Source organism: Streptomyces sp. NPDC058145 (genome assembly GCF_042884245.1).
Classification (GTDB): Bacteria; Actinomycetota; Actinomycetes; order Streptomycetales; family Streptomycetaceae; genus Streptomyces.
Genome location: NZ_JBHVUH010000008.1, coordinates 180158 through 206275 on the forward strand (window position 1 = coordinate 180158; position 26118 = coordinate 206275).

The 26118-nt window shown below is 73.5% G+C and carries 27 protein-coding genes; 19 read left to right on the forward strand and 8 right to left on the reverse strand.

Translation table 11 applies throughout. The features are described 5' to 3' along the window. The first annotated feature begins 2 nt into the window (after positions 1 to 2). Genes ACFVVO_RS19750 through ACFVVO_RS19770 form a run of 5 tightly spaced genes read left to right on the forward strand, consistent with a single transcriptional unit; the run spans position 3 to position 6433 of the window. Positions 3 to 2783, forward strand: a complete 2781-nt coding sequence (locus ACFVVO_RS19750; protein ID WP_390056529.1) for a PEP/pyruvate-binding domain-containing protein — start codon at positions 3 to 5, stop codon at positions 2781 to 2783. Next, positions 2774 to 3859 (forward strand): ketoacyl-ACP synthase III family protein, encoded by a 1086-nt coding sequence (locus ACFVVO_RS19755; RefSeq protein ID WP_390056531.1) that lies wholly within the window; start codon positions 2774 to 2776, stop codon positions 3857 to 3859. The genes ACFVVO_RS19750 and ACFVVO_RS19755 overlap by 10 nt, the downstream gene beginning before the upstream one ends. Next, a complete protein-coding gene (locus ACFVVO_RS19760) occupies positions 3856 to 4293 on the forward strand; it encodes a nuclear transport factor 2 family protein (protein ID WP_390056533.1) in 438 nt (145 codons plus the stop codon). The genes ACFVVO_RS19755 and ACFVVO_RS19760 overlap by 4 nt, the downstream gene beginning before the upstream one ends. After that, the gene (locus ACFVVO_RS19765; protein ID WP_390056535.1) at positions 4290 to 5558 is read left to right on the forward strand and encodes a cytochrome P450; all 1269 of its coding nucleotides are present in this window, start codon (positions 4290 to 4292) and stop codon (positions 5556 to 5558) included. The genes ACFVVO_RS19760 and ACFVVO_RS19765 overlap by 4 nt, the downstream gene beginning before the upstream one ends. After that, positions 5552 to 6433: a hypothetical protein gene (locus ACFVVO_RS19770; protein WP_390056537.1), complete on the forward strand. Its 882-nt coding sequence runs from the start codon at positions 5552 to 5554 to the stop codon at positions 6431 to 6433. Before ACFVVO_RS19765 ends, ACFVVO_RS19770 begins: the two co-directional genes overlap by 7 nt. A gap of 6 nt (positions 6434 to 6439) precedes the next feature. Here the strand turns inward: ACFVVO_RS19770 and ACFVVO_RS19775 are convergent, their stop codons facing one another. Next, the gene (locus tag ACFVVO_RS19775) at positions 6440 to 7492 is read right to left on the reverse strand and encodes a serine hydrolase (protein WP_390056539.1); all 1053 of its coding nucleotides are present in this window, start codon (positions 7490 to 7492) and stop codon (positions 6440 to 6442) included. 139 nt (positions 7493 to 7631) lie between these two features. On the opposite strand from ACFVVO_RS19775, the gene ACFVVO_RS19780 reads away from it, so the two are divergent. Next, positions 7632 to 8411, forward strand: a complete 780-nt coding sequence (locus ACFVVO_RS19780; RefSeq protein ID WP_390056540.1) for an SseB family protein — start codon at positions 7632 to 7634, stop codon at positions 8409 to 8411. A 27-nt stretch (positions 8412 to 8438) separates the two neighbouring features. Here ACFVVO_RS19780 and ACFVVO_RS19785 read toward each other — a convergent pair whose 3' ends face one another. Further along, on the reverse strand, positions 8439 to 8795 hold the full coding sequence (locus ACFVVO_RS19785) for a DUF1844 domain-containing protein (RefSeq protein ID WP_390056542.1): 357 nt from the start codon (positions 8793 to 8795) through the stop codon (positions 8439 to 8441). Between the two features lie 365 nt (positions 8796 to 9160). Here ACFVVO_RS19785 and infC point away from each other — a divergent pair, with 365 nt between their 5' ends. The 9 genes from infC (at position 9161) to ACFVVO_RS19830 (ending at position 18881) form a co-directional block, all read left to right on the forward strand. After that, on the forward strand, positions 9161 to 9823 hold the full coding sequence (gene infC / locus ACFVVO_RS19790; protein WP_390056883.1) for a translation initiation factor IF-3: 663 nt from the start codon (positions 9161 to 9163) through the stop codon (positions 9821 to 9823). Between the two features lie 112 nt (positions 9824 to 9935). Then, on the forward strand, positions 9936 to 10130 hold the full coding sequence (gene rpmI, locus ACFVVO_RS19795; protein ID WP_003977225.1) for a 50S ribosomal protein L35: 195 nt from the start codon (positions 9936 to 9938) through the stop codon (positions 10128 to 10130). A gap of 100 nt (positions 10131 to 10230) precedes the next feature. Then, entirely contained in the window at positions 10231 to 10614 is a 384-nt protein-coding gene (gene rplT, locus ACFVVO_RS19800) for a 50S ribosomal protein L20 (RefSeq protein ID WP_030381833.1), read from the forward strand. Between the two features lie 201 nt (positions 10615 to 10815). Beyond that, positions 10816 to 11676 carry a TrmH family RNA methyltransferase gene (locus ACFVVO_RS19805; RefSeq protein ID WP_390056544.1) on the forward strand — a complete coding sequence of 287 codons (861 nt, stop codon included), beginning with the start codon at positions 10816 to 10818 and terminating at the stop codon, positions 11674 to 11676. 50 nt (positions 11677 to 11726) lie between these two features. Continuing rightward, on the forward strand, positions 11727 to 12860 hold the full coding sequence (locus tag ACFVVO_RS19810; RefSeq protein ID WP_390056545.1) for an ATP-binding protein: 1134 nt from the start codon (positions 11727 to 11729) through the stop codon (positions 12858 to 12860). Positions 12861 to 13006: 146 nt separating this feature from the next. After that, the gene (pheS, locus tag ACFVVO_RS19815) at positions 13007 to 14128 is read left to right on the forward strand and encodes a phenylalanine--tRNA ligase subunit alpha (protein ID WP_390056546.1); all 1122 of its coding nucleotides are present in this window, start codon (positions 13007 to 13009) and stop codon (positions 14126 to 14128) included. Next, positions 14128 to 16641 carry a phenylalanine--tRNA ligase subunit beta gene (pheT, locus tag ACFVVO_RS19820; RefSeq protein WP_390056548.1) on the forward strand — a complete coding sequence of 838 codons (2514 nt, stop codon included), beginning with the start codon at positions 14128 to 14130 and terminating at the stop codon, positions 16639 to 16641. The genes pheS and pheT overlap by 1 nt, the downstream gene beginning before the upstream one ends. A gap of 288 nt (positions 16642 to 16929) precedes the next feature. Next, positions 16930 to 18270: a transcriptional regulator gene (locus ACFVVO_RS19825; protein ID WP_390056549.1), complete on the forward strand. Its 1341-nt coding sequence runs from the start codon at positions 16930 to 16932 to the stop codon at positions 18268 to 18270. Between the two features lie 65 nt (positions 18271 to 18335). Continuing rightward, the gene (locus ACFVVO_RS19830) at positions 18336 to 18881 is read left to right on the forward strand and encodes an NUDIX hydrolase (RefSeq protein WP_390056550.1); all 546 of its coding nucleotides are present in this window, start codon (positions 18336 to 18338) and stop codon (positions 18879 to 18881) included. On the opposite strand, the gene ACFVVO_RS19835 is transcribed toward ACFVVO_RS19830, so the two are convergent. Both ACFVVO_RS19835 and ACFVVO_RS19840 read right to left on the reverse strand, forming a co-directional pair. Continuing rightward, on the reverse strand, positions 18878 to 19135 hold the full coding sequence (locus tag ACFVVO_RS19835; protein WP_351664034.1) for a hypothetical protein: 258 nt from the start codon (positions 19133 to 19135) through the stop codon (positions 18878 to 18880). The genes ACFVVO_RS19830 and ACFVVO_RS19835 overlap by 4 nt on opposite strands. A 193-nt stretch (positions 19136 to 19328) precedes the next feature. Further along, positions 19329 to 20186, reverse strand: coding sequence for a 3-hydroxybutyryl-CoA dehydrogenase (locus ACFVVO_RS19840; RefSeq protein WP_390056551.1), 858 nt, complete (start codon positions 20184 to 20186; stop codon positions 19329 to 19331). 177 nt (positions 20187 to 20363) lie between these two features. Here ACFVVO_RS19840 and ACFVVO_RS19845 point away from each other — a divergent pair, with 177 nt between their 5' ends. After that, entirely contained in the window at positions 20364 to 21638 is a 1275-nt protein-coding gene (locus ACFVVO_RS19845) for a glycoside hydrolase family 10 protein (protein ID WP_390056553.1), read from the forward strand. Between the two features lie 4 nt (positions 21639 to 21642). On the opposite strand, the gene ACFVVO_RS19850 is transcribed toward ACFVVO_RS19845, so the two are convergent. Both ACFVVO_RS19850 and ACFVVO_RS19855 read right to left on the reverse strand, forming a co-directional pair. Further along, positions 21643 to 21843, reverse strand: a complete 201-nt coding sequence (locus tag ACFVVO_RS19850) for a DUF1918 domain-containing protein (protein WP_390056555.1) — start codon at positions 21841 to 21843, stop codon at positions 21643 to 21645. An 18-nt stretch (positions 21844 to 21861) separates the two neighbouring features. Next, entirely contained in the window at positions 21862 to 22776 is a 915-nt protein-coding gene (locus ACFVVO_RS19855) for a DMT family transporter (RefSeq protein WP_390056557.1), read from the reverse strand. Between ACFVVO_RS19855 and ACFVVO_RS19860 the strand changes: the two genes are divergently transcribed. The 3 genes from ACFVVO_RS19860 to ACFVVO_RS19870 all read left to right on the forward strand — a co-directional run bounded on the left by ACFVVO_RS19860 (position 22775) and on the right by ACFVVO_RS19870 (position 25435). Further along, a complete protein-coding gene (locus ACFVVO_RS19860; RefSeq protein ID WP_390056558.1) occupies positions 22775 to 24247 on the forward strand; it encodes a PLP-dependent aminotransferase family protein in 1473 nt (490 codons plus the stop codon). The genes ACFVVO_RS19855 and ACFVVO_RS19860 overlap by 2 nt on opposite strands. Positions 24248 to 24330: 83 nt before the next feature. Continuing rightward, the gene (locus ACFVVO_RS19865) at positions 24331 to 24768 is read left to right on the forward strand and encodes a GNAT family N-acetyltransferase (protein ID WP_390056560.1); all 438 of its coding nucleotides are present in this window, start codon (positions 24331 to 24333) and stop codon (positions 24766 to 24768) included. Positions 24769 to 24841: 73 nt separating this feature from the next. Beyond that, positions 24842 to 25435, forward strand: a complete 594-nt coding sequence (locus tag ACFVVO_RS19870; RefSeq protein ID WP_390056562.1) for a histidine phosphatase family protein — start codon at positions 24842 to 24844, stop codon at positions 25433 to 25435. On the opposite strand, the gene ACFVVO_RS19875 is transcribed toward ACFVVO_RS19870, so the two are convergent. Next, positions 25417 to 25842 carry a DUF6314 family protein gene (locus tag ACFVVO_RS19875; RefSeq protein ID WP_390056564.1) on the reverse strand — a complete coding sequence of 142 codons (426 nt, stop codon included), beginning with the start codon at positions 25840 to 25842 and terminating at the stop codon, positions 25417 to 25419. The genes ACFVVO_RS19870 and ACFVVO_RS19875 overlap by 19 nt on opposite strands. Before the next feature lie 14 nt (positions 25843 to 25856). Then, positions 25857 to 26114 carry a hypothetical protein gene (locus ACFVVO_RS19880; RefSeq protein WP_390056566.1) on the reverse strand — a complete coding sequence of 86 codons (258 nt, stop codon included), beginning with the start codon at positions 26112 to 26114 and terminating at the stop codon, positions 25857 to 25859. Between the last annotated feature and the right edge of the window lie 4 nt (positions 26115 to 26118).

Genomic DNA, 26118 nt, shown 5'->3' on the forward strand with positions numbered 1-26118 from the left:
CGATGGCCTCCACGACCCCGCTCGCCCACTCCGGCCCGGCCACCGGACACGGCCCGCTGCTGGCCGGCACCGGCGGCGATCCCGGCACCGCGCCGGCCGATCCGGCCCTGGTGGGCCACAAGTTCTCCCGGCAGCACGAGATGCGCCGCGCCGGGCTGCCCGTCCCCGCCTTCTTCGCGCTGACCGCCGAGGCGTACACCGCCTGCGTGCCGGTTCCCACCGGGTTCCCCGGCGCCGGGGCGAGCACCGAGGAGCTGACCGCCTGGGCCCGCGCGGCCCGCGACGAGGTCCGCGCCACCCCGCTGCCGCCCGGCCTCGCCCGGCAGGTGCTCGCCGGCTTCGACGAACTCACCGGTCCCGAAGGGCTGGTGGCCGTGCGCGGCTGCGTCGCCGCCCAGCCGGACGGCAGTGGCGAGGACGGCGCCGACGACCCGTTCGCCGGACTCTCCGACAGCTATCTGTACGTCCGCCGGGAAGCCCTCCTGGACCGCGTCGCGGACTGCTGGGCCTCCGCCTACAACCCCGAGGCCGTGCTCTACCGCGTGCGGCGCGGCGTCGACGCCACCGCGGTACGGGTCGCGGTCGGCGTCCAGCGGATGGTGCCCGGCGTGCGGTCCTTCGTGATGTTCACCAGCGATCCGCGCGGCGGCGCCGACCAGGCGGTGGTGGCCGCGGCGCACGGCATCGGCGAGGGCATCGTGCAGGAGAAGGCCGACATCGACCACTTCTTCATGGACCGCGCCACCGGCGCCGTACGCGCCGAACTCGCCGTCAAGTCCGTGATGGCGGGCCCGGACCCGGCCCGGCCGGACGCCGGCCCGGTGCTGCTGCCCGTCCCGGAGGCGCTCGGCGAACCACCCGTGCTGTCCGACGACGAGGTCCGCGCCATCGGCGAGCTGGCCGCCCGCGCCGAGGAACTCTTCGGCGGCCCCCAGGACATCGAGGGCACCCTTACCGCCGACGGCCGGATCCACCTCGTCCAGGCCCGGCCCGTGGTCCGCGCCGCGGCCCCGCCCGAGGAGAGCGCGCCGCCGGTGCCGTGGACCAACCACAACCTCACCGAGTCCTTCCCCGGCGTCACCTCCACGCTGACCTACTCCCAGGCCCGCGTCTTCTACCGGACCGGCTTCACCGACTTCTACCGGCGGCTCGGCGTGCCCGAGGACTCCCTGCGCCGCAACCAGCACCACCTAAGCCGGATGATCGGGCACCTCGACGGGCGGGTCTACTACCGCCTCGACGCCTGGTTCGCGCTGCACGGCCAGATCCCCGGCTTCGACCTCATCCGCCCCATGTGGCAGCGCTCCCTCGGCCTCACCGAACGCACCGAGGACACGGCCCCGGACCGCGCGGCCCGCCGCCGCGCCTGGAAGCAGGTCCTGCGCGCCACCCCCCGCCTCACCCGCGCCTACGTCACCCAGCCGCGCCGGCTGCGCGAGTTCCTGCGGTGGTGGGACGACCTGATGGCGCGCTGGCCCTCCTTCGAGGACTGCACCGCCGACGAGCTCATCGCCCGCTACCGCACCATGTGGGCCGAGGCCGAACACCGCTGGGGCGTCACCATGGTCGCCAGCTACTTCGCCCTCGTCTCCCTGACCTGCGCCGACGCCCTCCTCGACCGCTGGGTGCCGGACGGCGCGGCGCTGCTGCCCCGGCTGATGGGCGGCGGCCGCCCCAACCGCACGCTCGCCTCGGTCCGTTCGGCGCTCGCCCTCGCCGAACGCGCGGCCGCCGACCCGGACCTGCGCACCGCCGTCCTGGAACGCCCCGCGCCCGAGGTCTGGCGGGAGATCACCGAGGGGAAATACGGCACCGGCACCGCCGACGCCTTCGCCCGGCACCTGCGGACCTACGGCGACCGCGCGCTGCACGACCTGAAACTGGAGGTCCTGACCCCGCGCCAGGAACCCTGGCAGATCGTCACCGCGCTGCGCCCCTACGTCGGCCAGGGGCTGACCGTCGCCGCCAACGAGGCCGACGAGGCCGCCGCCCGCGACGCCGCCCGGCACGCCCTGCGCGAGGCCTGCCCCGCCCCGCTCAAGCGGGCCGCGCTCGGCGCCGTGCTGGCCTCGCTGCGGTTCAGCGTCAAGGCCCGCGAGGACACCAGGTTCTGCCGCAGCCAGCTCTACGGCGTCTCCCGCGAGGTCATGCGCGGGCTCGCCCGGCGGCTCGTCGAGGCGGGACTGCTGGACCGGGCCGAGGACGTCGTCCACCTCCAGACCGAGGAGGTGCTCGGCGCCTTCGACGGCACCCTGCCCGACACCGACCTGCGCGCGCTGGTGCGCCGGCGCGCCGCCCGGTTCGCCGAGAGCGCGGCCGCCGCCGACCCGCCCGCCTACTTCACCGTCCCCGGCGGCCTGCCCGTGTCGGTCGCGCAGGCCTCCCGCCACGACACCGCGGCGGCCGGCGGCCCCGACGCGGACGGCGTGCTGCGCGGCATCGCCTCCAGCAGCGGCACGGTACGCGGCCGTGCCCTCGTCGTCCGGGACACCGACGTACCGCCCGAGGCGTGCGTGGGACGGATCCTGGTCGCCAAGGAGACCGACCCCGGCTGGCTGGCGCTGATGATGGCCGCCAAGGGCATCGTCGTCGAGCGCGGCAGCCTCGTCTCGCACACCGCCATCAGCGGCCGGCTGCTCGGCGTCCCGACGGTCGTCGCGGTCCGCGAGGCCATGACGGTCATCGAGGACGGCGCCTGGATCGAGCTCGACGGCACCGCCGGCACCGTACGCCTGCTGCCCGGCGACGGCACCGCGGCGGGGGAGGACGGACCGTGCGCGTAGCCGACCTGTTCATCGACGGCCTCGGCTGCTACCTGCCGCGGCCCTACCCGGCCGACCGCGCGGTCGCCGAGGGCAGGTACGCCGAGGACGAGTGGCGGGCCGGCGGCTGGACCGGCGCCGCCGTCGCGGGCGACGTCTCGCCGCCCGAGATGGCGGTGGAGGCCGCCCGCACCGCTCTGGAACGCTCCGCGCACCCGGCCGCCGACATCGCGCTCGTGCTGCACGCCTCACTGCACGAACAGGGTCCCGAACTGTGGACCCCGCACCAGTACGTGCTCCGGCACGCGGTCGGCACCCGGGTCCCGGCGATGGAGGTCCGGCAGGGCTGCAACGCGGCCCTCGGCGCCCTGGAACTGGCCCACGGCCACCTGAGCGCCGACCCGTCCCGGACGGCCGCGCTGGTGACCGCCGCCGAGAACTTCGGCACCGAACGCGTCGACCGCTGGCGCTACCAGAGCGGCGCCCGGATGAAACGCCCGTCCGTCCTCGGCGACGCGGCCACCGCCGTCGTGCTGTCCACCCGGGGCGGCTTCGCCCGCGTCCTGTCCCTCGTCTCCGGCTCGCTGCCCGAGCTGGAGGAGATGAACCGGCCGCGCGGCCCCCTCTTCCCGCCCCGGCGCACCCGCACCGGCCGGATCGACCTGGTCGCCCGGATGCTCGACTACGCCCGCAGCGACCCCGGCGCCGCCACCCTGGCCCGCAAGGCCGTGGACGCGGCCCGCACCGAGACCGGACTGCGCGCCATCGAGGACGCCGGGCTGCGGCCCGGCGACATCACCCGTGTCACCCACGTCCTGTCCGGCGGCCCCGAGTACATCCGCTCGGTCCTCGAACCCCTGGGCATCGACCCGGCCCGCGGCGTACTCGAATTCGGCCGCGCCCTCGGTCACATGACCACCAGCGACCACTTCGCCGCCCTGCACCACCTCGTGGAAACCCGCCAGGTCGGCCCCGGCGACCGGGTGCTGATGCTCAACAACAGCTTCGGCGTCTCCCTGTTCGCCGCCGTCGTCGAGATCACCGCCACCCCGTCCTGGGCCACCGGGACGCCCTCCCCGTACAAGGAATGGACATGACCCAGCCGCAGACCCTCGCCCAGGCACCCGAGGCCACGACCGCCGTGGACCGGTGGATCGACGCCCTGAAGGACGGCTGGCGGGCCCGCGACGCGGACGCCGTCGCCGCTCTCTTCACCGACGACGCCGTCTACCACCAGGGCCCCTACGGCGCCCCGCACACCGGCCGCGAGGCCGTCGCCGCGCACTGGCGCAACACCCTGTCCCGGCAGCGGGACGCCCGCATGTGGTTCGGCGAGCCCGTCGTCTCCGGCGGGCGGGCCGCGGTGGAATGGTGGTGCGTCCTGTACGACCCGCAGACCGGCGCACCCCGCAACGCGGCCGGCTGCCTGGTGCTCCGCTTCGCGGCCGACGGCCGCTGCGCCTCCCTCCACGAGTACTGGCACGGCGCCCCGGGCCAGGAACTCGAGCCCGCCGAGGGGTGGCTGCGATGACCGGGGCGCCCACCGTACGGTGCCCGGTCACCGGCGCCGGCCCGGACCGGCAGCCGCCCGCCTACCCCTTCCCCGACCTGCCCGGCATCTGCCTCGACCCCGGCCGGCTCGCCCGCCTCCGGGAGGAGCCGCTGGTGCCGGTGCGGCTGGGCAACGGCCGGGACGCGCTGCTCGTGACCCGCCACGAGGACGTCAGGACCGTCCTGTCCGACGACCGCTTCAGCCGCGAGGCCTGGGCCGGCGGCACCCTGTTCGCCCGGAAGTCCAGCGCCCTGGCCCTGGTCACCAGCGACGCGCCCACCCACACCAGGCGCCGCAGCAGGGTCCAGGCCCGCTTCACCCACCGCAGGGCCGAGGAGGACCGGCCCCGCATCGCCGCGATCGCCGCCGAACTCCTGGACGGACTGCGCGCCGCCGACCGCCCCGTCGACCTGATCGCCGAGTTCACCACTCCGTTCCCGTACCGGGTGATCTGCGAGATGCTCGGCGTGCCCGTGGCCGACCTGGACCGGCTGCTGCCCGAGGTCACCGTCATGATGTCCGCCGGGCGCTTCACCCCCGAGGAGAGCGCCCGGGCCCACTCCTCCATGTACGACTACTTCTTCGGGCAGCTCGCCGCGCGCCGCGCGGCCGTCGAGGCCGGCCGGCCCGGCGACGACCTGCTCACCCAGCTGCTGACCGCGCCGCCGGACACCAGGCTCAGCGACGAGGAGATCGCCGTCTTCGGCTTCGGCCTGATGATGGCGGGCGGCGAGACCACCGCCTCCCACCTCGCCATGTGCGTACTGCACGTGCTCACCACGCCCGGCCTCGCCGGCCGGCTGCGCCGCGACCCCTCGGCGGTCCCGGCCGCCGTGGAGGAACTGGTGCGCTGGGTCTGGTTCGCCGGCACCGGCGGCCAGCCGCACGTCACCACCGAGGAGGTGCGCCTGGCGGGCCGCGTCCTGCCCGCGGGCCAGGTGGTCGTCCCGCTGACCGACGCCGCCAACCGCGACCCGGACGTCTTCCCCGCCCCGGACGTCTTCCGCGTCGACCGCTCGCCCAACCCGCACATCGGCTTCGGCCACGGCCGCCACCTGTGCCTCGGCGCGGCCCACGCGCGTGTGGAGCTCCAGGAGGGCCTCACCGCCGTGCTCGACCGGCTCGACGGACTGGAACTCGCCGTCGATCCGGCCGAACTCCGCTGGCGGGACCGGATGTTCATGCGCGGCGTGTGGGAACTCCCCGTGCGCGTCCGCCCGATCGGTCAGGCACGGCCGTGCTGAGCCGCTGGGCCCGCTTCGTGGCGGGCAGCTACCCGCCGCTGCCGTCCGTGGCGTTCGCGTTCCTGTGGGCCTACGGCGTCTCCGGGCTGTTCGCGGTCGTCCAGCCCGCGCACCCCGCGTGGCGCCCCGGCCTCGGCACCCTCACCGCGGCGCTCACGCTCACCGTCACGCTGCTGCTGATGCGGGCCGTGGACGACATCCGCGACCTCGCCTACGACCGCGCGTTCAACCCCCGGCGGCCGCTGGCCTCCGGCGCCGTGCGCGAGCGCGACCTGCTCGTGCTGTGCGCGGCGGGCGCGGTCCTGGTCCTCGCCCTGAACGCGGGCCGCCCCGCCGCCCTCGCGGTACTCGCCGGGCAACTCGGCTACTGCGCCCTGGTGCTGGCCGCCGACCGGGCCCTGGCCTGGCCCCCGGGCGACCGGCTGCTGCTCAGCCTCCTGATCAGCTTCCCCGCCCAACTGCTGCTGCACGTCTACCTGTACACCCGCTACCTGAGCGACACCGGGCAGGACGCCGGACGCGGGGGAGTGCTCGCCATCGCGATCACCGTGCTGGTCACCGTCCACCTGGAGTTCGCCAAGAAGATCACCCGCAGGCTCAGGCCCGGTGAGCGCAGCTACGTCAGCACCCTCGGCCTCGGCGGCACCGTCGCCGTGGCGCTCGCCGCCCCCGTGCTGGCGGTGCTGCTGCTGGTCACGCAGGCCCGCCCGGAGGCGCTGCTGGTGCCGCTGGCCCTGCTGCCGCTGCTGCTGCCCGCCCGGGCCGGCTGGCGGTTCTTCAGGGCCCACGCCCCGCGCTGGCCGGCCGCCTCCGCCGCCTACTACGTCCTGTCCACCTTCGCCTGCTACCTGGCGCTGAGCCTGGCCTACGGCTGACCGGCCTCACGACCCGGCGGCGAAGCCCGTCCCCGAGGCGGCGGAGTCGGTTCCCAGGGAAGCGGAGCCCGTCCCCGGGGAAGCGGTCCCCGGGGAGGCGGCGGAGTCGGCCCGCGTGAAGGCCGACACCGCCGCCTTGGCGGCCGCCTCCACCAGCGAGATCCCCTCGGCCTGCGTGGTGGTCCCCCGCGACAGCACCGCCACCAGGTACTCGGTGCCGTCCACCGTCACCCGCCCGACGCTGTTCACGTCCCACAGCCCGGTCGTACTGCGCGCCAGCCACCCGTTCTTCAGCGCCCACGACGAACCGGCGGCCGACACCCCCCACTGCTGATCGGCCTCCACGGCCCCCATCAGCTTCCGCACGTACCCGCGCGAGGCGGCGCTCAGCTCCGAGTCCGCCCCGAACACCTGCCGCAGCAGCAGGAGCTGATCGGCCGCGGTGGTCCGGGTCAGCCCCCACAGCTCGCCGTCGCCCCCCGAGGTGTGGGTGAGCCCGAACCGCTCGTTCGCCGCGTCCAGCCCCCCGGCCCGGCCGATCGCGTGCCACAGCGCGGTCGCGGACGCGTTGTCGCTGTTCTCGATCATCTTCGTGGCGTGGGCCCGCTCCGCCGCGGTCAGGCCCCGGCCCGCGTCCTGCGCCCGGAGCAGCAGCGCGGCCAGGATGTCCACCTTGACGATGCTCGCCGTGTCGAAGGCGGCCGTGTCGTACGTGGCGCTCTCCCCGGAGCCCGTCTCCAGCACCGCCGCCGACACCCGGGCCCCCGACGGCACGGTCACCGATGCCATGGACTCCGACAGCAGTGCCTCCCGGTCCACCGTCACCGGCTGTGCCGCGCTCTCCACCGACGCCTCCTCACCCGCCGCGGCCGAGGAGGAGGGCGACGGCGACGAGGCCGACGATACGGGCCCGGCACCGGAGTGCGTGCGCGCCGTCACATAGACCGTGCCGCCCGCCGTGACCCCGCCCATCGCCACGACGGCCAGGGCGGCGAGCAGCAGCGGGCGGCGCGAGCGGCGGGCGCGGCGGCCACGACGGCCGGATCCGGAGGACTCCATGCCCGCGATGCTCGGGGCGGTCGCTGTGCGCTCCGTTGGACGAACCTGAGAATCACGTCAGCGAGAGCCGAAGTCTCCTGTGACTCCGGGCTCCGGACCGGGACGGGCACGGCGCCGGCCTCCCTATAGGGTCGGGATCGTGGCGAAGAAGAACATTCCCGACTCCGGCTACTCCGACGACGACGGCTCCGCCGACCCCCAACTGAGCGCCGCGCTCACCGCCTGGGCGGTGGACCGCACGGCCGTGGGCCCGGTCCTCGCGGCGCTGAAGGGCGCCCGGCTGCTGGTTCCGGTCGTGGCCGTGCTCGGTGAAGTGGAGGAGGCCAGTCAAGAGGGGCGCGAAGCTCCTTGGAAGGGCGGTGGTGGGCGACGGGAGGGCGGGCTGCGCCGCGAGAAGACCAGCGACATGGCGGTACCGACCCTGAAGGCGGGCGACCGCACCGCCCTGCCCGCCTTCACCTCCACCGAGTCCCTGGCCCGCTGGGACCCGTCGGCCCGGCCCGTCGCCGTTCCCCTGCACCAGGCGCTCGAGGCCGCCGCGCACGAGAAGGCGGACACGGTCGTGCTCGACCTCGCCGGACCGGTGCCCTTCGAGCTGACCGGCCCCGCGCTGCTCGCCCTGGCCGAGGGCCGCACCAGCACCGACCCGCTCACCGACCCGGCCGTCCGCGAGGCCGTGCGCGGCGCCGTCGCCGCCGAGCCGGCCGTCCTGCGCGCCCATCTCGGTCCCGGGCAGGCCGACGGCACCCTCGTCCTCGTCCTCGACCCGGCCGCCGCGCCCGCCGATGCCGCCCGCGCGGTCGCCGGGCGGCTGGCCGCCGACGAGACACTGAGGGCCCGCCTGGTGCGCGGCCTCGACCTGGCACTGCTGCCGGCCGGGACCACACCTCCGGGCGAGCCCTTGTTCGTACGGGAGTGAGTACGCGGGTCGCGTACGGGGGGCGGGTCAGCCGTAGATCGGGCCGGTGTACTTCTCGCCCGGACCCTGGCCCGGCTCGTCCGGCACGATCGAGGCCTCGCGGAACGCGAGCTGCAGCGACTTCAGGCCGTCCCGCAGCGGGGCCGCGTGGAAGGAGCTGACCTCGGTGGCGCTCGCGTCCAGCAGACCGGCGAGCGCGCTGATCAGCTTGCGGGCCTCGTCCAGGTCCTTGTACTTCTCGCCCTCCTCGCTCAGCCCGAGCTTCACGGCGGCGGCGCTCATCAGGTTGACGGCGACCGTCACGATCACCTCGACGGCGGGGACCTCGGCGATGTCCCGGGTCATCGCGTCGAAGTCGGGGGACTCAGGAGGGGTGTCACTCATGCCCCACACGATAGGCGTTCCTCGTTCCGCCTTCTCAATTAGCCCTTGTCAAGCGATCCTGCTAACCTTGTTGACGACCGGCCGGACACGCTGTGCCCGGCCCACAAGTGGAGGCTCCGATCTCCCACCTGACTGTCCCTCGGGACGGCAGGTCATCCGGTCAGACGGCCACCATCGTTCCGTACGGACGATGGAGCCGTCCGAATGGCGCCCCGCGGTCCCCGCGGCGGTGCTCCGGTAGCTATGGGAGCCCCGCCTGTGATCGGCCGGGGCATTTTTTGTGCTTCGGCGCGGTTAGGTCTGTCGAAAACAGACATAACGCGGCTGTCCGCCAGGCGGTCGCGTGGTGCTACCGAGGAGGATCCATCAGCGCCGAGCCCCGCATCAACGACCGGATTCGCGTTCCCGAGGTACGCCTCGTCGGTCCCAGTGGCGAGCAGGTGGGCATCGTCCCGCTGGCCAAGGCACTGGAGCTTGCGCAGGAGTACGACCTGGACCTGGTCGAGGTCGCGGCGAACGCCCGTCCGCCCGTGTGCAAGCTCATGGACTACGGGAAGTTCAAGTACGAGTCGGCCATGAAGGCCCGTGAGGCGCGCAAGAACCAGGCGCACACGGTCATCAAGGAGATGAAGCTCCGGCCGAAGATCGACCCGCACGACTATGACACCAAGAAGGGTCACGTCGTCCGGTTCCTCAAGCAGGGCGACAAGGTCAAGATCACGATCATGTTCCGTGGCCGCGAGCAGTCCCGCCCCGAGCTGGGCTACCGACTGCTGCAGCGTCTCGCGGAAGACGTCCAGGACCTCGGTTTCGTGGAGTCGAACCCGAAGCAGGACGGCCGCAACATGATCATGGTCCTCGGTCCGCACAAGAAGAAGACCGAGGCGATGGCCGAGGCTCGTCAGGCGCAGGAAGCCCGCAAGGCTGACGCGAAGGCCAACCCCGGCCGGTCGCAGAACGCCGCCGAGGCCGATTTCGAGGCCGAGGCGCCGTCCGAGGAACCTGCCGAGGAACCTGCCGAGGCGTGATCCCGGGGGACGCGAGTCCCCGAGGATGTAACCGAAACAAGAGCGACGCTCCACCGTGCCCGGTTTTCCCGACCGGGCACCGGAGCGCCACCGACGAGGAGAGAACGGCGCTATGCCGAAGAACAAGTCGCACAGCGGTGCCAGCAAGCGCTTCAAGATCACCGGCTCCGGCAAGGTGCTCCGTGAGCGCGCCGGCAAGCGCCACCTGCTCGAGCACAAGTCGTCCCGTGTGACGCGTCGCCTCACCGGCAACGCCGAGATGGCCCCGGGCGACGCCGCGAAGATCAAGAAGCTTCTCGGCAAGTGACGTCCGGCGTCGCCTGAGCGACGCCGTACGTCTGGACCGGGACCCATTCGTTTCCGGGCCGCGTGAGTACCCCCGTGGCCCCGCTACAAGGAGTTAAGAAGTGGCACGCGTCAAGCGGGCAGTCAACGCCCACAAGAAGCGCCGGGCGATCCTCGAGCAGGCCTCCGGCTACCGCGGTCAGCGTTCGCGCCTGTACCGCAAGGCCAAGGAGCAGGTCACCCACTCGCTGGTCTACAACTACAACGACCGCAAGAAGCGCAAGGGCGACTTCCGTCAGCTGTGGATCCAGCGCATCAACGCCGCTGCCCGCGCCAACGGGATGACCTACAACCGCTTCATCCAGGGTCTGAAGGCCGCGAACGTCGAGGTCGACCGCAAGATCCTGGCCGAGCTGGCCGTCAACGACGCCAACGCGTTCGCCGCGCTGGTCGAGGTCGCCCAGAAGGCTCTGCCGAGCGACGTCAACGCGCCCAAGGCTGCGTGACGCTGCGCCGGCTCCAGGCCGGCTAATGGACCCGCAAGCTGTTGTGGCTTGCGGGTCCTGCTGTTGGGGTCCTCGGTCGTCGGTCGGCTGCGAGTGCGTCGTGGCTGGTCGCGCGGTTCCCCGCGCCCCTTCGGGGGCGCTGCAGTACCGCAGTCCAGGAAGCGCTGCGCATTCGAGACTCTCCTGAAGGTGAAGAAGAGCATGCCCCCCGCCAGCCCCGAGTTGATCTCGTCCCGGTCCGGTCGTGTCGCCGCTGCCCGGCGGCTCGGCAAGCGGAACTTCCGGGGGAAGGACCGGCTGTTCCTCGCGGAGGGGCCGCAGGCCGTCCGGGAGGCCGCCGGGCATCGGGGGGACGGGACGCCCACGCTCGTCGAGCTGTTCGCCACGGTCGAGGCCGCGGAGCGGTACGCCGACATCGTCGGGGCGGCGCACGAGGCCGGGGCCCGGGTGCACCTCGCCTCCGAGGACGTCGTCGCCGACATCTCCACCACCGTCACGCCGCAGGGCCTGGTCGGCGTCTGCCGTTTCCTGGACACCCCCTTCGAGGACGTCCTCGCCGCCCGGCCCCGGCTGGTCGCCGTGCTCGCCCACGTGCGCGACCCCGGCAACGCCGGAACCGTGCTGCGCTGCGCCGACGCCGCCGGCGCCGAGGCCGTCGTACTCACCGACGCCTCCGTCGACCTGTACAACCCCAAGGCCGTACGCGCCTCCGTCGGCTCCCTCTTCCACCTGCCCGTCGCCGTCGGCGTGCCCGTCGAGCGGGCCGTCCAGGGGCTGAGGGCCGCCGGAGTGCGCATCCTCGCCGCCGACGGAGCGGGCGACCGCGACCTGGACGAGGAACTGGACAAGGGCACCATGGGCGGGCCCACCGCCTGGGTGTTCGGCAACGAGGCCTGGGGGCTCCCCGAGGAGACCCGCGCGCTGGCCGACGCCGTCGTGCGCGTCCCCATCCACGGGAAGGCCGAGAGCCTGAACCTCGCCACCGCCGCCGCCGTATGTCTCTACGCGTCGGCGCGTGCCCAGCGCGCCTCCGGAGGGTGCCGCTCCGTCACCCAGAGCTAGTAGGGTGGCCAGCTCGGGGCCCTGCGCCGTCTGAGAGGTGGGGTACGGGGATGAGGGTGGTCGGCAGCAGCACCGCGCCGGACGGGCGGGACGTGCGCCGCACCTCCGCGCCCCGGCACACCGACCGCGCCGGCATCGACCCCGACGAGCTGCCCGACGGCCTGGTGACCGCCGACGAACACGGTCGCGTGACCTGCTTCAACGCCGCCGCCGAACGCATCACCGCCATCCGCGCCGAGGACGCCCTCGGCCGGCACCTGGAGAAGGCGCTGCCCCTGGAGGACCTCGAGGGGCGGCGCTGGTGGCAGCTCACCGACCCGTACGGCGGCCTCGCCATCCGGGTGCGGCAGCCCGAGCGCAACCTGCTGCTGCCCGGTGGACGGGAGGTGCTGGTCTCCGCGCGGTACGTGCGCGCCGAACCCCTCGGGCCCGTGCGCGGGGTGGTCGTCTCCCTTCGGGACACCGAGGCCCGCCACCGCACCGAGCGCAGCCACGCCGAGTTGATAGCGACGGTCGCCCACGAGCTGCGCTCCCCGCTCACCTCCGTGAAGGGCTTCACCGCCACGCTCCTCGCCAAGTGGGAACGCTTCACCGACGACCAGAAGCGGCTGATGCTGGAGACCGTCGACGCCGACGCCGACCGCGTCACCCGCCTCATCGCCGAGCTGCTGGACATCTCCAGGATCGACAGCGGGCGGCTCGAGGTGCGCCGGCAGCCCGTCGACATCGGCGCGGCCGTCGGCCGGCACATCCAGGCCTACGTCGCCGCCGGCCAGCGGGCCGACCGCTTCCTGCTGCGCGTCGAGCAGCCGCTGCCCGCCCTGTGGGCCGACCCCGACAAGGTCGACCAGGTGCTGAGCAACCTGCTGGAAAATGCGGTGCGGCACGGCGAGGGAACCGTCACCATTGACATCACGCCCGCGCCGTCCCCGCGCGAGGGTGAGGAAACGGCCACGTCGGTCACGGTGAGCGACGAGGGGCCCGGCATCCCGGAGGAGTCCATGAACCGCGTCTTCACCCGCTTCTGGCGGGGCAGCAAGCGCGGCGGGACGGGCCTCGGGCTGTACATCGTCAAGGGCATCGTCGAGGCCCACGGCGGCACCATCACGGTCGGCCGCGCCCCCGGCGGCGGCGCCGAGTTCCGATTTACGTTGCCCGTGTGCACGCCGGCGTATCTCGCCTAGCGGCCCACGGGCCATTCGCCCACCCCCACCCCGTTAGACTCGGCCTTTGGCACCTTTGTGTCCTGCACACGGCCCGCAGAGAGCCACAGCCGGCTCGAAGTCGGTGACGGGGACCGTCCGCCAGCCAATCGGAAGCACGGGAAGAGATGTCGGCACCGAATAAGTCGTACGACCCTGTCGAGGTCGAGGCGTTGAAACCGGAAGAGATCGAGCGCATGCGGGACGGGGCGCTCGCCGCCTTCGCCGCCGCGGACTCCCTCGACGCGCTCCACGAGGCGAAGGTCGCCCACACCGGCCCAGCCTCCCCGCTGGCCCTCGCCAACCGCGAGATCGGCGCCCTGCCCCCGCACGCCAAGGCCGACGCCGGCAAGCGCGTCGGCATGGCCCGCGGCGCCGTGAACAAGGCCCTCGCCGGCCGCCAGGCCGAGCTCGAGGCCGAGCGGGACGCCCGCGTACTGGTCGAGGAGGACGTCGACGTCACGCTGCCCCACGACCGCGTCCCGGCGGGTGCCCGGCACCCGCTGACCACGCTCTCGGAGCGCATCGAGGACGTCTTCGTCGCCATGGGCTACGAGGTCGCCGAGGGGCCCGAGGTCGAGGCCGAGTGGTTCAACTTCGACGCCCTCAACATCGGCCCGGACCACCCGGCCCGCGGCGAGGCGGACACCTTCTTCGTGACCGGCCCGGACGGCACCGCCGACTCCGGCGTCGTGCTGCGCACCCACACCTCGCCCGTGCAGATCCGCTCACTGCTCAGCCGTGAGCTGCCGGTCTACGTGATCTGCCCCGGCCGCGTGTACCGCACCGACGAGCTGGACGCCACGCACACCCCGGTCTTCCACCAGGTCGAGCTGCTCGCCGTCGACGAGGGCCTGACCATGGCCGACCTCAAGGGCACCCTGGACCACATGGTCCAGTCGCTGTTCGGCGAGGGCATGAAGACCCGGCTGCGGCCGAACTTCTTCCCGTTCACCGAGCCGTCCGCCGAGATGGACATGGTGTGCTACGTCTGCCGCGGCGAGTCCGTCGGCAACCCCGACCGGCCCTGCCGCACCTGCTCCAGCGAGGGCTGGATCGAGCTGGGCGGCTGCGGCATGGTCAACCCCAAGGTGCTGGCCGCCTGTGGCGTCGACCCGGAGAAGTACAGCGGGTTCGCCTTCGGTTTCGGTATCGAGCGGATGCTGATGTTCCGCCACAACGTCGAGGACATGCGAGACATGGTCGAGGGTGACGTCCGGTTCACCCGGCCGTTCGGGATGGAGATCTGATGCGGGTCCCGCTTTCTTGGCTGCGGGAGTACGTCGACCTGCCGGCGACCGAAACCGGCCGTGACGTCCAGGCCAAGCTCATCTCGGCCGGCCTCGAGGTCGAGACCGTCGAGCAGCTCGGCGCCGACCTCAAGGGGCCGCTGGTCGTCGGCCAGGTGCTGACCATCGAGGAGCTGGAGGGCTTCAAGAAGCCGATCCGCTTCTGCACCGTCGACGTCGGCCGGGCCAACGGCACCGGCGAGCCCCAGGAGATCGTCTGCGGCGCCCGCAACTTCGCGGTCGGCGACAAGGTCGTCGTGGTGCTGCCCGGCGCCACGCTGCCCGGCGGCTTCTCCATCGCCGCCCGCAAGACCTACGGCAGGACGTCCCACGGCATGATCTGCTCCAGCGACGAGCTGGGCATGGGCGACGACGGCACCCACGGCATCATCGTGCTGCCGCCGGAGACCGAGGTCGGCAAGGACGCCATCGAGCTGCTCCAGCTCGTCGACGAGGTGCTGGACATCGCCGTCACCGCCAACCGCGGCGACTGCCTGTCCATCCGCGGCGTCGCCCGCGAGACCGCCATCGCCTACGGCCTGCCGCTGCGCGACCCGGCGCTGCTCGACGTGCCCGCCCCGAACGCCTTCGGCTACCCGGTGCGGGTCGCGGAGCCGGTCGGCTGCGACCGCTTCACCGCCCGCACGGTCACCGGCCTGAGCCCCGAGGCACGCTCCCCGATCTGGCTGCGGCGCCGGCTGCAGAAGGTCGGCATGCGCCCGATCTCGCTCGCCGTCGACGTCACGAACTACGTCATGATGGAGCTGGGCCAGCCGCTGCACGCCTACGACCGGAACCTGGTCCAGGGCACGATCGGCGTGCGCCGGGCCGAGGAGGGCGAGAAGCTCGTCACCCTCGACGGCACCGAGCGGAAGCTGCACTCCGAGGACCTGGTCATCACCGACGAGCGCGGCCCGATCGGCCTGGCCGGCGTCATGGGCGGCGCGAACACGGAGATCGCCGACCACGACGACGTGGAGAACGCCTCGGCCGACGTGGTCATCGAGGCGGCCCACTTCGACGCCGTCTCGATCGCCCGTACGGCCCGCCGTCACAAGCTGTCCTCCGAGGCCTCCCGCCGCTTCGAGCGGGGCGTCGACCCGCGGGCCGCCGCGGCCGCCGCGCAGCGCACCGTGGACCTGCTGGTGCTGCTCGCGGGCGGCACGGCCGAGGCCGGCGTCACCGAGGTCGTCGCGCCCTCCGCCCCGCGGACCATCACGATCCCAGCGAACCATCCGGACAGGGTCGCGGGCGTGGACTACGGCCGCGAGACCGTGGTGCGCCGGCTGCAGGAGATCGGCTGCGACGTCTACGGTCAGGACGAGCTGGTCGTCACGGTGCCGTCCTGGCGGCCCGACCTCACCGAGGCCAACGACCTGGCCGAGGAGGTCATCCGCCTCGAGGGCTACGAGAACCTGCCCTCCACGCTTCCGAAGCCGCCCTCCGGCCGTGGCCTCACCCACCGCCAGCGGCTGCACCGCCGGGCAGGCCGCGCGCTGGCCGGCGCCGGCTACGTCGAGGCGCCGAACTACCCCTTCGTCGGCGAGCAGGTCTTCGACCAGCTCGGCCTGGAGTCCGGTGACCCGGCCCGCCGCGTGGTGAAGCTGGTCAACCCGCTGAACGACGAGGAGCCCGCGCTCCGTACGACGCTGCTGCCCGGCCTGCTGGGCGCACTGCGGCGCAACGACGGCCGCGGCTCGCACGACCTGGCCCTGTTCGAGACCGGGCTGGTGTTCCAGCCGCGCGAGGAGCAGCGTGCCGGCGTGCACCTGATCGTCGACCGCCGCCCGACCGACGAGGAGATCGCGTCGCTGGACGGCGCGCTGCCCGAGCAGCCCCGGCACGTCGCCGTGGTGCTCGCGGGCGCTCGCGAGCGGGCCGGCTGGTGGGGCAAGGGCCGCCCGGCGGACTGGGCCGACGCGATCGAGGCCGGCCGCGCCGTAGCCCGGGAGGCCGGTGCCGACCTGATCGTGCGCAAGGGCCAGTACGGCCCCTGGCACCCCGGCCGCTGCGCCGAGCTGGTCGTCGTCGCCGACGGCACGGAGCAGATCGTGGGCCACGCGGGCGAACTGCACCCGCGGGTCCTCAAGGCGCTCGGCCTGCCTGAGCGCACCTGCGCGATGGAGCTGGACCTGGACGCCCTGGAGGCGGTCGGCGACGGCGTTCCGCAGGCGCCGAGCATCTCCACGTTCCCGGTGGCCACGCAGGACGTCGCCCTCGTGGTCGACAGGCCGGTCCCCGCCGCGGAGGTCGAGGCCGCGCTCCGTGAGGGCGCGGGCGAACTGCTCGAGTCCATCCGGCTGTTCGACGTGTACGAGAACGCGGAGCAGCTGGGCGAGGGTCGCAAGTCCCTGGCCTACGCGCTGCGCTTCCGCGCGGGTGACCGGACGCTGACCGTGGACGAGGCGTCCGCGGCCCGGGACGCGGCGGTCGCCCTGGCAGGTGAGCGGACCGGAGCCGTGCTGCGCGGCTGATCCGCGTCAACGCGGCCCGCTGACCCGGGCCCGTGCCTGTCGGCAGAAACGGACCGGCCCCCCGGGGCCGGTCCGTTCGCTTTGCCGACGCCCGAGTCGCCGGAGGTCGACCCGGCCAAGCCACCGCTTTTCGAGGGGGAGCCGACGGCTTGGCCGGGCAACCAGTCAACCGGCAGCAGCACGCTCCGCGACAGTGCGCGCACAGCCCGGATGCGGGCACTCCGTTCACACCCCGTGTGAAGGCCGAGCCACTACGCTGACGGACACCAGGCCATTCGGGGGGCATTCATGCAGCCCAACACTCTGCTCGACGCGATCCTGGACGAGGCGGGGATCTCGCACGCCGGTCTCGCCGCCCATGTGAACCAGGCCGGCCGCGGACGGGGCCTCGCGCTCCGCTACGAACACACCGCCGTGGCACGGTGGTTGAAGGGCCAGCGGCCACGCGGCCAGGTGCCCGACCTGATCTGCGAGGTGCTCGCCGGACGGCTGCACCGGCCGGTCACCCTGGACGACATCGGCCTCGGCGTACCCGGCGAGCCCAGCACCCCGCACACCGGCTCGCTGTCCGGCTTCGTGGAGCGGGCCACCGCGCTGTGGCGCTCGGACGAACAGCAGCGCCCGCACGTGCTCGGCGCGCCCGCGGTGACCGGCACCCCCGCCGTCATGCCGGTGTGGGAGTGGGAGAACCCGCCCGAGGACGTGGACGTCTCCCGCGGCGGCCGGCACCGGGTCACCGCGGCCGACCTCGAACTGCTGCGCGCCGCCCGCACCCACTACGAGCAGATGTACCGGAAGGCCGGCGGCGTCGCGACCCGGGCGCGGATCGTCGGCTTCCTCAACGCCGAGGCGGCCCCGCTGCTGCGCGGCAGCTACACCGACGCCACCGGGCGCCAACTGCACCGGGCCACGGGCGGGTTGGTGGCGATCGCCGGTATCTGTGCCTACGACTCCGACGCGCACGGCCTGGCCCAGCGCTACTTCCACCAGGCGCTCCGGCTGGCAAAGGCCAGCGGGGCCCGGGGACTTGGCGCCTACGTGATCGCGCTGCTGGTCAACCAGGCGCTGTTCATGCGGGAGTACCGGCAGGCCGTGGCGTTCGCCGAGGCGGCCCTGCGCGCGGCCGGCAAGCACATCACCCCGGCCCTCGCCTCCGACCTGTACGCGATGCAGGCGAAGGCGTACGCCCACCTCGGCGATTCCGGCAGCGCGCTGTCCTGCATCCGCCGGGCCGAGACGGCCGCCGACCGCATCCGGCGGGGGTACGAGCCCGACGAGACCGGCTACGTACAGCCCGGCCTGGTCAACGTCCAGGTGGCCGAGGCGCTGCTGAGCCTCGGCGAGCTGGCCGCCGCCCGGGAGCACGCGGCGGCCGCGGTGGACAACCCCGCGCACGACCGTGGCCGGGTGCACCGGCTCGCCATGCTCAGCACCATCGAGCTGCGGCAGGGCAACGCCGACAACGCGGTGGCCACGGCCGTGCAGATGGCCGAGCAGGCGCGCGGGATGGAGTCCCAGCGACTGCGCGACAGACTCCGCGCGGTGCGCGAGCACCTGGTGCGCTGCGGCTCGGCCGGGACCGCCGAAGCCGCCGAACTCATCGACGGCGCACTGCGCGTACCGCTGTAGGCGCACTGTAGGTACACAGCCCCTGCTGCGATATTGCCCCTTACTCGGCGGAAGGTGGCAGCACCGTGCAGTGGACGAAACAGAACGAACAAACTGTGTATGAAAACCGCTGGTTCAGCGTCAATCTCGCAGATGTGGAGCTGCCGGACGGCCGGCATCTCGACCACTTCCTGATCCGGCTGCGGCCGGTCGCCGTCGCCACGGTCGTCAACGAGGCGAACGAGGTTCTGCTGCTGTGGCGGCACCGCTTCATCACCGACAGCTGGGGCTGGGAACTGGCCGCGGGCGTGGTGGAGGACGGCGAGGACATCGCGAGCGCGGCCGCCAGGGAACTGGAGGAGGAGACCGGCTGGCGGCCGGGACCGCTGCACCACCTGATGAGCGTGGAGCCGTCCAACGGCCTCACCGACGCCCGGCACCACATCTACTGGTCCGACCACGGCGAGTACGTCGGACACCCCGTGGACGACTTCGAGTCGGACCGCCGGGAGTGGGTCCCGCTCAAGGTCGTCCCCGACCTCATCGCCCGGGGGGAGGTCCCGGCCGCCAACATGGCGGCCGCGTTACTCCTGCTGCACCACATGAGGCTCGCCGACGACAGGGTCGCCTAACGGGCCAGTGCCTGCCAGACCGTCACGACGAGTGCTCCGAGGGCGGTGAGGACGGCCAGCGAGGGCAGGGGCCAGCGCGCGTGCTCCAGCGAGGTCATGCGCGTGTGCAGGTCGTCCACCTCCTTGGCGGTCTCCTCCGCGCGGTGACTGAGCAGGGCGAGTCCTCCCTCGACGCGGGCGTACGCCACGTCGAGGCGGCGCCGTAACTCTGCGAGTTCTCCATGGACCACGGGATGCTCCGGTTCGGCGCTCACGGGTCCACTCCTTTCCGTAGTCGGACGTGGTGGTTCCGCACCCTTTGCATGCGCATGCAGAGTCAACTCGGCTGGTAGGCGCGTGGGGAGCGTGTGTGACGGGCATATGCGGGCCCGGCGCGCACACGGTGTGTGAAACAGATGGGCCCGGCACCGAAACCGGTGCCGGGCCCACGGGAGTAGCGGACGGTAATCAGTAGCTGTAGAAGCCCGACCCCGTCTTGCGGCCGAGCCGGCCCGCCTCGACCATGCGCTGGAGCAGCGGGGGAGCGGCGTACAGCGGCTCCTTGTACTCGGCGTACATGGAGTTGGCGATGGAGACGATGGTGTCCAGGCCGATGAGGTCGGACAGCTTCAGCGGGCCCATCGGGTGGGCGCAGCCCATCTCCATGCCGTTGTCGATGTCCTCGCGGCTGGCGATGCCGGACTCGAACATGCGGATCGCGGACAGCAGGTAGGGCACCAGCAGCGCGTTGACCACGAACCCGGAGCGGTCCTGGGCGCGGATCGCGTGCTTGCCGAGCAGCTTCTCGGCGAAGGCCTGGGCCCGGCTGAGCGTGCCCTCGGAGGTGGTGAGCGCCGGGATCAGCTCCACCAGCTTCTGCACCGGGGCCGGGTTGAAGAAGTGGACGCCGACGACGTGGTCGGGCCGCGAGGTGGAGACCGCCAGCTTCACCAGCGGGATGGAGGAGGTGTTGGAGGCGAGGATCGCGTCCGGGCGGGTCACCACCTGGTCGAGCACCTGGAAGATCTCCGTCTTCACCTGCTCGTTCTCCACCACGGCCTCGATCACCAGGTCGCGGTCGGCGAACTCGCCGAGGTCCGTGGTGAAGCTCAGCCGCGCCTGCGTGGCGTCCCGCTCCTCCTCGGAGATCTTGCCGCGCTCGGCGGCCTTGGCCAGTGAGTTGAGCAGCCGGGTGCGGCCGATCTCCAGGGCCTCGCCGGTGGTCTCGGCGACCTTCACGTCCAGTCCCGCGCGGGCGCACACCTCGGCGATGCCCGCGCCCATCTGGCCGCAGCCCACGATTCCGACGCGCTCGATGTCGGTCACATCGTCCCCTTCGCTGGTTCTCCGGCTTTGTCCGGGTGTGGCAGGACTCCGGGTCGGCGCCTGCTCCGATCGTGCACGTTACCGCCAAGTATCGATGATCGATCGCGCGGGTGGGGGCATCCTGGGGCGCGGAACGATCCGTGAGGGCGCGGATCCGGAGCGTATGGGGGTGCGGGAATGGGGCGGATCTCACGCCGGGCGTTCGCTGCGGCGGCGCTGTCGACACTGGCGGCGGCCCAGGCGGCCGGGGCCCAGGACGCGGTGGCGGCACCCGGCCGACGGGGCGCCGACGCCGGGCGGGGCGCGACGGGCGGGCACCGCGCGGCCGCCGAGATGCGGGGCGTGTGGCTCGCGACCGTGGCCAACCGCGACTGGCCCTCGAAGCCCGGCCTCACCGCCGCCGAGCAGCGCGCCGAGCTGGTCGCCCATCTGGACCGGGCGGTCCGGGACCGGCTCAACACCGTGATCCTCCAGGTGCGCCCGACGGCGGACGCCCTGTGGCCCTCGCCGTACGAGCCCTGGTCCCAGTACCTCACCGGCACCCAGGGCCAGGACCCCGGCTGGGACCCGCTGGGCACCGCCGTGCGCGAGGCCCACGCCCGCGGCCTGGAACTGCACGCCTGGTTCAACCCGTACCGCGTCGCCAACCACACCGACATCGGTCTCCTGGCCGCGTCGCACCCGGCCCGGCTGCACCCGGACTGGGTGGTGCCCTACGGCGGCAAGCTCTACTACGACCCGGGCCTGCCCGATGTCCGCGCCTTCGTGCGGCGGGCCATGCTGGACGCGGTCGCCAGGTACCCGGTCGACGCCGTCCACTTCGACGACTACTTCTACCCCTACCCGGTCGCCGGGCAGACCTTCGACGACGACGCCTCCTACGACCGGTACGGCGGCGACTTCGCCGCCCGGGCGGACTGGCGCCGGGACAACATCGACCGACTGGTGCGGGAGATGGCGGCCGGCGTCCGGCGGGTCCGGCCCGGCACCCGGTTCGGGATCAGCCCCTTCGGGGTGTGGCGCAACGCCACGACCGACCCGCTCGGCTCGGACACCCGGGCGGGCGTGCAGACGTACGACGACCTGCACGCGGACACCCGCGCATGGGTGCGCGACCACTGGATCGACTACATCGTGCCGCAGCTCTACTGGAACATCGGCTTCGCCGCCGCCGACTACGCGACCCTGGTCGACTGGTGGGCCGAGGTGGCCCGGGGCACCGGCACCCGGCTGTACATCGGGGAGGCGCTGTACAAGGCGGGGGCGGCGGGGCAGCCCTCGCAGTGGCAGGACCCCGTCGAGCTGTCCCGGCACCTCACGCTCGCCGCCCGGTACCCGCAGGTGCGCGGGCACGTCTTCTTCGCCGCCAAGGAGGTGGCGGCGGACCCGATCGGGGCGATGGCACGGGTGGTCGCCGACCACTATCGGCAGCCGGCGAGGACCCCGCGCTGAGCAGCTACAGCTGCTGTTCGTTCTCCTTGTGCTTGATCTGGCAGTCCGGGCCGGGGGACATCACGGCCTCGTGTCCGTCCGGGAAGCGGACGCGGTAGGGCGGGTTGCCCTCCGTGCCCATCACCTCGACGACTACGGACACATGGTCGTGCTGGCCGACCACCCTGCCGTGCTGGACAAGCTGGTCTCCCACGGATGCATGCATTGGCAGGCCCTCCTCACGTCACGACCGCTGGGTGACGGCGATGCACACGAGCACGGCGGCGGCGGTCAGGGGAGCGGCCGCCGTGAGGTTCTCGCCCAGCAGCAGCGCCGACCACACCAGTGTGAGCAGCGGCTGGGCCAACTGCAACTGGCTGGCCTTCGGGATGCCGATGACCGCCATGCCCCGGTACCAGACCACCAGCCCGAGGAACTGCGAGCCCAGCGCCACCCACAGCAGACCGGTCACCCCGTGTGCGGTCAGCCGCACCGGCTCGTAGGACAGCGCCAGCGCGGCGGCCGGGACGCTCAGCGGCAGGCACAGCACCAGCGCCCAGCCGATGACCTGCCAGCCGGGCAGCACCCGGGCCAGTCGGCCGCCCTCGGTGTACCCGGCCGCGCACACCAGCAGCGCGCCGAACAGACAGCCGTCGGCGATGGTGAGCGCGCCGCCGCTCTGGCCGACGGTGAAGGCGACCACGGCCGCCGCGCCCGCCAGCGCCGCCAGCCAGAACCGCCGTGCGGGGCGGTGGCCCGTGCGCAGGGCCGAGCAGACGGCGGTGGTCAGCGGCAGCAGTCCCACCACCACGGCGGCGTGCGCGGTGGTGGAGGTCTGCAGGGCGAGCGTGGTCAGCAGCGGGAAGCCGAACACCACGCCGGCGGCGACGACCGCGAGACCCGGCAGATGCCGGCGCTCGGGCAGCGGCACGCGCAGGGCCAGCAGGCAGCCGCCGGCCACGAGCGCCGCGAGCACGCTGCGGACGGCCACCAGCGTCCAGGGACCGAAGCCCTCCAGGCCCCAGGCGGTGGCCGGAAAGGTAAGGGAGAAGGCGAGGACGCCGAGCGCGGCCTGACCGGTACCGAAGCCCCGGCGCTCGGTGGCGGGGGCGGTGACTGTTATCGGGGTGGTGGCAGTAGCGCTACTCTGTGCTCTCATGGAGCAGAGTAGCAGTGTGGGTGAACTGGCAGAACAACTGCGCCGGGAACTGGACCGCTACTCACCCGGTGGGAAACTCCCGTCCAGCCGGGCCCTGGTCGAGCGGTTCCGGGTGAGCCCGGTGACCGTCTCCCGGGCCCTGGGCCGGCTCGCCGCCGAGGGGCTGGTGGTGACCCGGCCCGGCGCCGGCGCCTTCCGCGCCGGCCCGCGCGCCGCCTCCGCGCCCGCCGGGGACACCTCCTGGCAGGAGGTCGCCCTGAGCGCCGACGGCGCCGAGCTGGTCCCGCGCACCGTGGACGCCTCCGGGGTCACGGTCTCGCTGGCCGCACCGCCGCCGGGCGTCCTGGAGTTCAACGGCGGCTATCCGCACCCCTCCCTGCAGCCCGAGCGGGCCATGGCCGCCGCCCTGGCCCGGGCCGGACGGCGGCCCGGCGCCTGGGGCAGGCCTCCGCTGGAGGGGCTGCCGGAGCTGCGGGAATGGTTCGCGCGCGGCATCGGCGGGGCCGTCACCGCCGCCGAGGTGCTCATCGCCGCCGGCGGCCAGTCCGCGCTGGCCACCGCCCTGCGGGCGCTCGCCCCGCCCGGCGCCCCGGTGCTCGTCGAGTCCCCCACCTACCCGGGCATGCTCGCCCTGGCCCGCGCCGCCGGACTGCGCCCGGTCCCGGTGCCGGTCGACCCCGACGGGGTCCGCCCCGACCTGCTCGCCGACGCGTTCCGGGCCACCGGTGCCCGGGTCTTCGTCTGCCAGCCGCTCTTCCAGAACCCGACCGGCGCCGTCCTCGCCCCCGGCCGCCGCGCCGAGGTGCTGCGCATCGCCCGGTCGGCGGGCGCGTTCGTGGTCGAGGACGACTTCGTACGCCGCCTGGTGCACGCGGACGCCGGGCCGCTGCCCCGCCCGCTGGCCGCCGACGACCCCGACGGCGTGGTCGTCCACGTCGGCTCGCTGACCAAGGCGACCTCGCCCAGCTTCCGGGTGAGCGCGCTGGCCGCCCGGGGGCCGGTGCTGGAACGGCTGCGCGCCATCCAGGTGGTGGACAGCTTCTTCGTGCCCCGGCCGCTGCAGGAGGCCGCGCTGGAACTCGTCGGCTCCCCGGCCTGGCCCCGCCATCTGCGGACCCTGTCGGCCGAGCTGAAGGCCCGCCGCGACACCATGACCGCGGAGCTCGCCCGCCATCTGCCCGAACTCGCCCTGCCCCACATCCCGTCCGGCGGCTACCACCTCTGGGTACGCCTTCCCGACGGCACGGTGGGCACCGGCGGCTCGGGCCCCGAGGCGGAGTCCGCCCTCACCGCCGCCGCCCTGCGCGCGGGCGTCGCCGTCACCCCCGGCCGCCCCTACTTCAGCGCCGAGCCCCCCGCCGGCCACCTCCGGCTGAGCTTCGCAGCGGTCGCGGGCACGGGGGAGATCACGGAGGGGGTGCGCCGGCTCCGGGCCGCCTGCGACGAGGTGTCCCGGGCTGGGCGCCGCTGACCGGACGCCGTGGCCCGAGCGTCCCTGTCCGGCCGGGGAAATGGAGTCGACGCCGGCTGCGGCGGGCTGTGAGGATTTCCGGCATGAGCGACGCACCCGAGCTGCCCGAAGGCTACGAGTTCTCCGCCGACACCGGCCGCGTGGACGTGGGCCGCGTCCACGGCTGGCTCTCGTCCGACGCCTACTGGGCGATCGGCCGGCCCCGCGAGAAGCACGAGCGCGCGATGGCGGAGTCGATCAACTTCGGGGTGTACGACGTGGCCTCGGGGGAGCAGGTGGCGTACGCGCGGGTGGTGACCGACCTGGCGCTGTTCGCCTGGCTCGCCGACGTGTACGTCGACCCCGCCGTGCGCGGAAAGGGGGTCGGTACGGCGTTCGTCGGCCGGATCCGCGAGCACCTGCGGCCGTACGGGCTGCGCCGCGTCCTGCTGGCCACCGAGGACGCGCAGGGGGTGTACGCCAGGCTCGGCTTCCGGGCGGTCGACCACCCGGAACGGTGGATGGTGCACACCTTCGAGTGAGCGTTCCCTTACCCTTGGTGACCGACGACCGGCGCCTCTTGACCTGAGTACCCCCGGGGCCCACCATCACCGCATGCCACTTCGGGTGACGTTCGTCGCCGCCGCGCGCAGTTCCCCGCTGCTCGCGGAGCGCTTCGAGGACGACCGGCCGCTGGACCAGGCCGGCTGGGACGAGGTGCAGCGCGCCGCCGGGGACCTGCTGCCGCTGTCGGCGGCCGAACTGCGCTACTGCTCACCGACCCCGCGCAGCCGTGCCACCGGCGACGCCCTCGGCTACGCCCCGCTGGTCCAGCTCGCCCTGCGCGACTGCGGCATGGGCCGCTGGCGCGGGCTGACACTGGGCGAGGCGATGGCCCGCGAGCCGCAGTCCGTGGACGCCTGGCTCTCCGACCCGCGCTCCACCCCGCACGGCGGGGAGTCGCTGCTCGCCTTCATCTCCCGGGTCGGCGGCTGGCTCGACACGCGCCCCGCCGACGACGGCGGCCGGATCGTCGCGGTCGCGGAGCCCTCCGTGATCCGCGCGGCCCTGGTGTACGCCCTTAAGGCACCGCCCGCCGCGTACTGGAACATCGACGTCCGCCCGCTGTCGGTGACCACCGTGACGGGCCGCTCGGGCCGCTGGAACCTCCGTCTCGACGGCGTCCTCGCTCAGCCCTCGCGCACGTAGTCCGTGGTGAGTACCAGATCCTTGGCCGGTCCGCCCACGTGCCACACCGTGCGCCAGTGGTCGGCGTCGGTCACGGTGAACTCGCCCCGGTAGAAGTCGGCCGCGCAGGGGTGGGCGGCGACATAGTGCCCCGAGGTCAGGTCCAGCTCGTGGAAGGGCCGGCCGTCCGCGAACCGCACGTCCGCCGTGCCCGGCTCCCGCCCCGGCAGGAACCGCAGCGTCCGCGTCGCGGGCCGTGTCACGCCCCGCCAGGTGAACTCCCCGGACTCCTCGTGCAGCAGCCCGCCACCGTCGAGCGGGCCGAAGACGGTGACTCCCGCGAAGTGCCCCTCGTCCCCGCCCGCCAGATCCCGCACGCTCCGCTCCACCCGCCAGCGCCCGGCCAGATGGGCCAGCACATCGGGCACGGGCCGGACCCCGCTCACCGCCGGCCCTTCCGGGACCCCGGGCGCGGACCGGCCGGCGACCCGGTGGGCGACCTGCGCTCGGCCTGGGTCCGGATCTCGCGGTGCGAGGCGTGGCTCGTCGCCCGGAAGGCCTCCTCGCAGGCGGCCAGTGCCGCGCCCACACCGCCGCCGGCCGAGCCGCGACGCCGGATCGCACGCGCGAGCCTCGTCAGGACCAGCGACACCACGGCCAGGGAGCCGAGCACGATCGGATACGGCGTCAGCGCATGCATGCGC

Coding starts and splice junctions, on each gene's coding strand:
- ACFVVO_RS19750 (WP_390056529.1), top strand. CDS start 3: ATGGCCTCCACGACCCCGCTCGCCCACTCCGGCCCGGCCACCGGACAC.
- ACFVVO_RS19760 (WP_390056533.1), top strand. CDS start 3,856: ATGACCCAGCCGCAGACCCTCGCCCAGGCACCCGAGGCCACGACCGCC.
- ACFVVO_RS19765 (WP_390056535.1), top strand. CDS start 4,290: ATGACCGGGGCGCCCACCGTACGGTGCCCGGTCACCGGCGCCGGCCCG.
- ACFVVO_RS19775 (WP_390056539.1), bottom strand. CDS start 7,492: ATGGAGTCCTCCGGATCCGGCCGTCGTGGCCGCCGCGCCCGCCGCTCG.
- ACFVVO_RS19785 (WP_390056542.1), bottom strand. CDS start 8,795: ATGAGTGACACCCCTCCTGAGTCCCCCGACTTCGACGCGATGACCCGG.
- rpmI (WP_003977225.1), top strand. CDS start 9,936: ATGCCGAAGAACAAGTCGCACAGCGGTGCCAGCAAGCGCTTCAAGATC.
- ACFVVO_RS19805 (WP_390056544.1), top strand. CDS start 10,816: ATGCCCCCCGCCAGCCCCGAGTTGATCTCGTCCCGGTCCGGTCGTGTC.
- ACFVVO_RS19810 (WP_390056545.1), top strand. CDS start 11,727: ATGAGGGTGGTCGGCAGCAGCACCGCGCCGGACGGGCGGGACGTGCGC.
- pheS (WP_390056546.1), top strand. CDS start 13,007: ATGTCGGCACCGAATAAGTCGTACGACCCTGTCGAGGTCGAGGCGTTG.
- pheT (WP_390056548.1), top strand. CDS start 14,128: ATGCGGGTCCCGCTTTCTTGGCTGCGGGAGTACGTCGACCTGCCGGCG.
- ACFVVO_RS19825 (WP_390056549.1), top strand. CDS start 16,930: ATGCAGCCCAACACTCTGCTCGACGCGATCCTGGACGAGGCGGGGATC.
- ACFVVO_RS19845 (WP_390056553.1), top strand. CDS start 20,364: ATGGGGCGGATCTCACGCCGGGCGTTCGCTGCGGCGGCGCTGTCGACA.
- ACFVVO_RS19850 (WP_390056555.1), bottom strand. CDS start 21,843: ATGCATGCATCCGTGGGAGACCAGCTTGTCCAGCACGGCAGGGTGGTC.
- ACFVVO_RS19860 (WP_390056558.1), top strand. CDS start 22,775: ATGGAGCAGAGTAGCAGTGTGGGTGAACTGGCAGAACAACTGCGCCGG.
- ACFVVO_RS19855 (WP_390056557.1), bottom strand. CDS start 22,776: ATGAGAGCACAGAGTAGCGCTACTGCCACCACCCCGATAACAGTCACC.
- ACFVVO_RS19865 (WP_390056560.1), top strand. CDS start 24,331: ATGAGCGACGCACCCGAGCTGCCCGAAGGCTACGAGTTCTCCGCCGAC.
- ACFVVO_RS19870 (WP_390056562.1), top strand. CDS start 24,842: ATGCCACTTCGGGTGACGTTCGTCGCCGCCGCGCGCAGTTCCCCGCTG.
- ACFVVO_RS19880 (WP_390056566.1), bottom strand. CDS start 26,114: ATGCATGCGCTGACGCCGTATCCGATCGTGCTCGGCTCCCTGGCCGTG.